General features: G+C 30.8%; 5 protein-coding genes. 1 reads left to right on the forward strand and 4 read right to left on the reverse strand.

Annotation, left to right across the window (positions count from 1 at the left end):
* From BUB63_RS12070 to BUB63_RS12085, 4 genes are all read right to left on the reverse strand, one after another.
* Positions 1-833, reverse strand: an 833-nt coding sequence (locus BUB63_RS12070) for a GIY-YIG nuclease family protein (protein ID WP_073250071.1), incomplete at its 3' end; no start/stop codon positions are given.
* Positions 834-859: 26 nt separating this feature from the next.
* Positions 860-3,886 (reverse strand): type I restriction endonuclease subunit R, encoded by a 3,027-nt coding sequence (locus tag BUB63_RS12075; RefSeq protein WP_073250074.1) that lies wholly within the window; start codon positions 3,884-3,886, stop codon positions 860-862.
* Positions 3,883-5,076: a restriction endonuclease subunit S gene (locus BUB63_RS12080; RefSeq protein WP_073250077.1), complete on the reverse strand. Its 1,194-nt coding sequence runs from the start codon at positions 5,074-5,076 to the stop codon at positions 3,883-3,885. The genes BUB63_RS12075 and BUB63_RS12080 overlap by 4 nt, the downstream gene beginning before the upstream one ends.
* Entirely contained in the window at positions 5,076-6,644 is a 1,569-nt protein-coding gene (locus BUB63_RS12085; RefSeq protein ID WP_073250080.1) for a type I restriction-modification system subunit M, read from the reverse strand. The genes BUB63_RS12080 and BUB63_RS12085 overlap by 1 nt, the downstream gene beginning before the upstream one ends.
* A 567-nt stretch (positions 6,645-7,211) precedes the next feature.
* Between BUB63_RS12085 and BUB63_RS12095 the strand changes: the two genes are divergently transcribed.
* Positions 7,212-8,666 (forward strand): ImmA/IrrE family metallo-endopeptidase (locus BUB63_RS12095; RefSeq protein ID WP_073250087.1); only part of this gene is annotated, 1,455 nt, incomplete at its 3' end.

Here is an 8,666-nt window from a genome sequence, read left to right on the forward strand (position 1 = left end):
AGTCCGTTTACGTTACCACCAATGACAAAAGCAGCTGCATATGATGGACTATGGAATAAGATATTTTCTTGAAGTATTCCATTTTCATCTATTTTGGCTTTTTGCCTGCGTTCTTTAATACCAGGCGGAATACTTTCAGAATCTATCGTTTCAATATGACTACCTTGTAAAACTACAAAACCTTCGTTTGTTCGCTTACAACTTGCCTCGATAATTTTGCCACTTTTTCGACTTTTTCGTTTTAGAAAGAGTAGCAATTCTTCAGGAGTCTCAACATTAATTGTTATTTTAGGCTTATCTATGAGGGGTTCAAATAATTTGTGACCAAGAGCACCCATAACAATTTTGGCATAATCAATGAATTCTTCAAGTTCACTTTCCTTTTCTTCAGTTATATTACCTTGAGTGGGTTCAATTTCGTTTTTAAGAATATAGCGATTTGCTTCTTTAGCAAGAGTGCAAAATCGATTTTCAAGATAGCTTATCTCTGTAGGGCCAAATGAATTATTAGATGTAGTAAATACAACAGCCTCTGTCCAATAATCTTTGTCAGGATTACGTTTATGTTCTATCAATCGACTTAAAAGCCCCTCGCCATTTTTTCTTATTCCAGCTTGTCCAATATATACTATATTTTCGTCTGTTTGGTCGGAAGTTCCAAACAAAAAGTAAACACCACTTTGAGAGAGGTCATTTCTGCCTTTTAATTCATCAAGTTTGGTGCGTGGTATTTTATAAGCTACACCTGTCCAATTAGCAAGGGTGCACTTTTTTATCCCATTGGGAGTGCCATCCATTAAAAACAAATTCAAACTTTTTCCACGTTTAGTCATATATACGTAGCCTGCTGATTATTTAGCTATATTAAACCAGTGTATTTTTCAAAGAAATTCATTAATTTTTCAATAACACTTTGCTTTTTAGCTGTTCTGTTACCATTACCAAAACGTGAAATAGGTGGGAGAATCTTATCTATATTAGTTCCAGTGGTCTTTAAAATGCCATCCCTAAAAGAACCTTCTATAAATTTACGTGTCTCATCTGGTTTTAGTTTCTCTTCTTTAATTATATTTTCTAAATCATTTTCTTTTTGTTCTAAAACAAATTTACGCCAATCATCATCTACATTAGTAGATAGGTTAATAGAATTTATAAATTTATCGATTAATTCCTTTTTACTTCTAAGTTCTATACTTGAATTAACAGCCTTATCAATTGTAACAAGAATACTTTTATCAGTACAGTTAGATTCGTGGTATTTTGCAACTAACATTAGTATATAATCAATGTTAACCTCAATTTGTTTAATTAACTCAATTTCAAATATTATATCATCGTTGATATTTTCTTTATCAGCCTTTTCATCTTTCCTGTAAATTTGATAAAGGTCAATATATACACTTTGGTAATCTTGAAAATCACGTTCACTTATAATTTCTTTTCCTTCAAAATCGTCAAAGGCAGATAAAATGTTTCTAATACGAAGTATAGAACCAAATAGCTTTATAAAATCCTTTTGAGCTTCTTCTCCAATTATTGCTTTGCCTAAAGGATAATTTTTTTGTAAAGATGATATTAATTCTATATATCCATGATAGTGCTTACCATTTTCATCAAAACCATTGTAATATTCATTGAAAGTTTTTAGAAGAACAACTCCACCTGCATTTTTATCTCCAAAAAGTGAAATAGCATCATCAGTTGCTTGCTTTAAATCTCTAAAACAAACTATATTTCCATAAGTCTTTACAGAGTTTAATATTCTATTCGTTCTTGAAAAGGCTTGAATTAATCCATGATATTTTAAGTTTTTATCTACCCAAAGTGTATTAAGTGTAGTAGCATCAAAGCCAGTTAAAAACATATTAACTACTATAAGCAAATCTACTTCACGGTTTTTAACTCTTTGTGAAAGGTCTTTATAATAGTTTTGAAATTTATCAGCTGAAGTATCAAAATTGGTGTTAAATATCTTGTTATAATCAGAAATAGCAGACTCCAAAAAGTCTCTTGATGATTTATCAAGCTTATCGGTTTCAAATTCTTCATCAGGGAAGATATCATCTGGATCATATTCATTAGGGCTAAAACTAAAAATTGTTGCAATAACAAGATTTCTATTTCGTTCTTCTAATTGACGCTTAAATTCAGTGTAATACTTCATTGCCATTGGTATTGATTCTACAGCAAAGATGGAATTAAATCCTGCAACTCTTTTACCCTTTAATGAATAAAAGCTATTACGTTTAGTTTTTTGGTCAAAATGATCTAAAATATAGCTTGTAACTTCTCGTATCCTTTCAGGTGCTAATAAAGCTTTTTCAATATCTATTGAATGAACTTTTGCATCATTTATGTTCTCTTTCTCTTTAATAGTATTTATAAAGTCTATTCTAAATGGCAATACATTCCCATCGTTTATTGCATCAACAATTGTATAAGTATGAAGTTTATCTCCAAATACTTGTTCAGTGGTTTTTTTAAGTGGATTGTTACCATTATTTGCATTTACAGCGAAAATAGGTGTTCCAGTAAATCCAAAGATATAATATTTTTTAAATGCCTTAATAATTTTATTGTGCATCTCTCCAAATTGAGAACGGTGGCATTCATCGAATATTAAAACTACATTTTGGTTATAAACAGGATGCTGTTTGTTTTTAGATATAAATTTATCTAATTTTTGTATTGTTGTTATTATAATTCTGGCATTAGAATCTTCTAATTGCTTTTGAAGTATTCTTGTAGATGTATTACCATTAGCAGCACCTTTTTCAAAACGGTCATATTCCTTCATTGTTTGATAATCAAGGTCTTTACGGTCTACAACAAACAAAACTTTGTCAATATAACTCAAAGAGCTTGCTAATTGTGCTGTTTTAAAACTTGTTAATGTTTTACCTGAGCCTGTAGTATGCCAAATATACCCTCCTGCCGATATAGTTCCCATTTTTTTATAATTTGTTGCTATTTCTATACGAGATAAAATACGCTCTGTTGCAGCTATTTGATAAGGACGCATAACTAATAAAAGATTTTCAGAAGTAAAAACACAATATTTTGTCAATATGTTTAACAAAGTATGTTTTGCAAAAAATGTTTTTGTAAAGTCAATTAGGTCGGGTATAATTTTATTATTAGCATCTGCCCAGTAACTTGTAAATTCAAAGCTGTTACTGGTTTTCTTACTTTTTTTATTTTCTGCTGCTCTTTGTTCTTTTATATGGGCATTACGTGTTGTGTTGCTATAATATTTAGTGTGTGTTCCATTGGAAATTACAAAAATATGCACATACTCAAATAAACCAGATGATGCCCAAAAACTATCTTTCTGATAACGGTTAATCTGATTAAATGCTTCTCTAATTGCAACACCTCGTCGTTTTAATTCAACATGGACAAGAGGAAGTCCATTTATTAGAATAGTAACGTCATAACGGGTTTTATGAGTTCCACCTGATTCTTCATATTGGTTTATTACCTGCAAATAATTATTATGAATATTTTTTTTATCTATAAGATATATATTTTTAGTTGTTCCATCATCTCTTTTAAGTATTTGTATATGGTCATCCTGAATTTTTCGAGTCTTCTCTACAATACCTTCATTGGGATTAGCTAAACATTCTGCAAAAAATCTATTCCATTCATTATCTGAAAAAGTAAAATCATTTAGCTTTTCAAGTTGTTTTCGAAGGTTTTGAATCAATGCAGCTTCATTATGAATTCCAATGTATTCATATCCTTGAGAGGTTAGAAGGTTAAGAAATTCTTCTTCAAGTTCTGCCTCACTTTGGTATTTTCCTGAACGCACACGATATTCTGCAGAATACTCAGAGACAACAGTAGATTCATCGGTACTTGCAACAATATTATATGTGCTCATTCTACCGCCTCCTCATCTTTTGATGGAAGTGGCTTAAAAGATAATAGCTTATCTCTGTAATATTCATATTGTTTTTGTCTTGCCTCAATTTCAGCTGGTAAGCCAATAGTTAAATCGTTGCATAGTGCATCAAAGCGGTCAAGGATAGAAACTATTCGTTCTTGTTCTTCGAGGGGAGGGAGGGGAATTCTAAATTTCTTAAAAGCAACCATATCAACAGAAGCAAAATGCCCAAGTGTTAAGTTGTTTTTACACCATTCACCAAGTATATAACAATAATAAAATAGGTACTTTATATTCACATCTTGATATTCATTTTTAAGTGAGAGTATTGTAAATCTTTGATTTGCTAAAAACTCGGTTTGTATTAGTGCATGTTCACCTATTGTTGCAGAAGTAGAAATAATTATAGAGTTTGCAGGAAATGGTCTTCCTTTAACAGCATTTATTGAAACATGTTGCAATGCATTTGAAAGTATTCTTCCATTTTCGCGTATATCTTCCATCCGAAACCAAGGAATTACTCCGTTTTCCCAATACTCCTTGTTGGATTTTGATGGTGTATATCCGTTACGAATATTAAAAAGATCATCAATAGCCACTCGTGGCACTTCATCACCAAACGTAAGCAGCAAATCCCTATAATACTCATACTGCTTTTTTCTTGCTTCAAGTTCAGCAGTAAGTTCAGCAGTAAGTTCAGTAAACTTGTCCAATATGCGGACTATTTCCTGCTGAACAGGCAGAGGGGGAAGGGGGATTTTCACGCGAGCCATTACATTGCTCATTAGTTTTGGATTACCCATGCCAGAATTAACATAATCTTTTGCAATTATTTGCAAACAGTAATAAATAAATCGAGTATTTATATGACTTCGATCAATAACTTTCAATAAGCCACACACATTCGTTATACTGAATTTCTCGTTAATATGATAAAAAACAGACCCAGCATTTGCTCCATCAGTAGTCCAAGTAATAGATTCGCAATCATAATCATAATTATTGATAAAACCAAAAATGCCATTGTTTGTAGTTTGTGATGAATATACAGGATATTCCCCAGCGTTATCACGCAGGTATTCTTTTGACATGACACGACCACGCGTAATTTCACATATTTCTCCGATGGTCTTATACTCCACCCCGTCAGGACACAATTCTTTTATTAATTCTTCTAATTTACTCATTACTCTGCCACCTCAATCTCTGAAATAATCTTATCAATTTCTTCTCTTAATTTATTTTGTCTTTCAACTATTTCTTTTATTTCAGCATTAAGAGCAACAATATCTATCTTTTCTCTTGTATCTTCCTTTTCTACATAAGTAGAAACTGAAAGGTTATAATCTTGTTTTTCAATTTCTGCTTTTGATACAAGTTTGGCAAAATGTTTTATATCTTTTCTATCAATATAAGCATTAAGTATTTTTTCAATATTATCTTGAGAAAGCTTATTATTGTTTGTAACTTTAACAAACTCATTTGAGGCATCTATAAATAGTATATTGTTATCGGATTTTGATTTTTTTAATACCATAATACAAGTTGCTATGCTTGTTCCAAAGAATAGGTTTTCAGGTAATTGAATAATACAATCTATATAGTTATTTTCTACTAAATATTTTCTTATTTTCTGTTCAGCACCACCACGATATAAAACACCTGGAAAACATACTATTGCAGCTGTTCCATTTGTAGCTAACCAAGAAAGACTATGCATAATAAAAGCAAGGTCAGCTTTAGATTTTGGTGCAAGAACTCCAGCAGGTGAAAAACGTGGGTCATTTATAAGTATTGGATTACTATCCCCATCCCATTTTATAGAATATGGTGGGTTTGAAACTATTGCTTCAAAAGGTTCATCATCCCAATGTAAAGGTTCAGTTAATGTATCGCCATGTCCAATATCAAATTTATCATAGTCTATATCATGTAAAAACATATTAATACGGCAAAGGTTATAGGTTGTTATATTTATTTCTTGCCCATAAAAACCTTGACGAACATTATCCTTGCCTAATATCTTTGCAAACTTTAGAAGTAAGGAACCTGAACCACAAGCTGGGTCATAAACTTTATTAATTTCAGTTTTACCAACTAATGTGATACGTGCTAATAATTCAGAAACTTCCTGTGGCGTAAAAAATTCACCACCACTTTTCCCAGCATTTGATGCATACATTGACATAAGGAATTCATAAGCATCACCGAAGGCATCAATTGTATTATCTTTATAATCGCCAAGATTCATATCTGCAATTCCATTTAAAAGCTTAACCAACCTTTCATTACGTTTTGCAACAGTTGGTCCTAATTTATTGCTATTTAAATCAATATCATCAAATAGTCCCTTAAAATTTTCTTCATTTTTTGTTCCTTGAGCTGAAGATTCAATGTTTTTAAATATTTTAGCAAGAGTTTCATTTAGATTCTCATCATCAGCCGCACGACGACGTACATTTTCAAATAATTCACTTGGTAAAATAAAAAAACCTTTTGTTGCAATTATATCTTCACGTGCTTGTTCTGCTTCTTCATCTGACAACTTGGCATAATCAAAATCTGTATATCCAGCTTCCCATTCTCCTTTGTTTATATATGCTGTTATATTTTCAGAAATATAACGATAAAACAACATTCCAAGAACATATTGTTTAAAATCCCAACCATCTACACTTCCACGTAGATCATTGGCTATATTCCATATTGTGCGATATAATTCTGCTCTTTCTTGTTCTTTTCTGTTATCAACCATATTTAAACCCCTTTCAATAATTTAATTTTAAAAAAAGTTATAAAACATAGTAAAATGTAAATTAATAGAAAAATTACATATGATTTATATCAATCAAATATAGTTTATCAAAAAAAATACTAAAGCTCAATTGAAATAATAAATAATAGGGTGCGTAGCGACAAACTACTCACCCTTTAATATTGCACTCCGAAACTTACATCCATAACAAAATCAAAAAACCTCTCAAAAAATAAATACTCAACATTAGCATACACGTCCCTATGTCCAAACTTTTTAACATTATCAAAAATATACATTGAAGCTTCTTCAGAAACATTGCACATGGCTTGAATCATAGCAGGGCTTAGACAATGAATATTTTTAAGTAGAGCAATTGGTGCCAAAAGCTCTGTAGCAAAAGCATTAATTATATTATTGTTTATATTATCAGAAAAATTTGTATTAAACGACAATTTTTGATTATAAGCTATGTAAAATGATGTTATAATTTACCTAAAGATAAAAAGTTAAAAACATCAGATAAAAATAAATAATATAAACTGCCTATTTGAAGGAGATGATATATTGGCAGCTAATCGTTCCTTTACAGAATATATAGCAAATAGATTTGAAAATGAGTTATTTGAAGCCATTCAGGATTATATTGAATATAACTATAATAATTTAGACTTGTGGTTATATAAAGTTAGAAAAATTGGTGGCATTGAATTATCAGATATCGAAGTGAAATTTGTAAATGTCAATGACTTGCCAGGCATGAAGATAGAATTTGATGTAGTAGTAGAAGCTGAATTTGAAGTAAGAGAGTCAGACTATCACTATGATGAATCTGAAAATTGTGTGCAGTGGTTTGTATTAAAATGTTCTGGAGATTTAGACTGTAATTTAGATGACTTTAAAATTTACAGTTTAACTGGGTATAAAATCAAAAGTAAGCAGCCCAAACCTATGTCAGATTCACTTGTTCCATTTATTTATAGTGAACAATTAGAATCTGTTGCCACAGAATTTCTACGCAAAAATTATCCAGAAGCATTAAAGACTCCGATGGCAGTTGACCCACAATTATTGGCAGAAAAAATAGGTCTTAAAATAGAAATTAGAGATATTACAAAGGACTTTACAGTGTTTGGACAAATTTTTTTTCATGATTGCGAAGCAGAATTCTATGATAAAAACAGTGATAAAATGGTTCAAATTCATGTAAATGCTAAAACTATTTTTGTAGATCCGAAAGCATACTTTCTACGTAACCTTGGATCTGTTAATAATACTATTGTTCATGAGTGCGTTCATTGGGCTCTACACAGAAAGGCATTTGAATTGGAAAGGTTATATAACAGTAGTGCAACAAAAATAAAATGTCAAGTAGTAGGTGGAATAAAAGATAGTAACAGGGATGCAACTGAATGGATGGAATGGCAGGCAAATGCACTTACCCCAAGGATACAAATGCCAATTTCAACATTTAAAGAAAAGGCATTTGAACTTATAAAGAAATATAAACAATTATTACAAACAGAAAAAATAATAGATGTAATGGAACCAGTTATTGATGAATTGGCTTTATTTTTTGGTGTTTCAAGATTAGCAGCTAAAATTCGAATGATTGATGTAGGATATGAAGAAGCAATAGGAACTTTTACTTATATAGATGGTCATTATATCAGACCACATTGTTTTAAAAAAGGTTTTTTAAAAAGAAATCAGACCTTTTCAATTAGTGCAATAGACGCAGCTATACAAAGTTTTATTGATCCAGAATTATCTGCTTTGATAAAAGAAGGTAGTTACATATATGTAGATTCACATTTTGTTTTAAAACATCCTAAATATGTAACAAGAGATGAAAATGGATATGCTATATTAACTGATTATGCAAGAACTCACATGGAAGAGTGCTGTTTAGTTTTTGATCTATCAATTAAATCAGGATTTAAGGAAAGTTATCATAGTGAGTGTTTTCTAAATCGTGATAAAGGTTCAAATATAGATTTTGAATTAAAATTTAATAATGGA

Origin of the sequence: Caloramator proteoclasticus DSM 10124 (genome assembly GCF_900129265.1) — a bacterium.
GTDB lineage: Bacteria > Bacillota > Clostridia > Clostridiales > Caloramatoraceae > Thermobrachium > Thermobrachium proteoclasticum.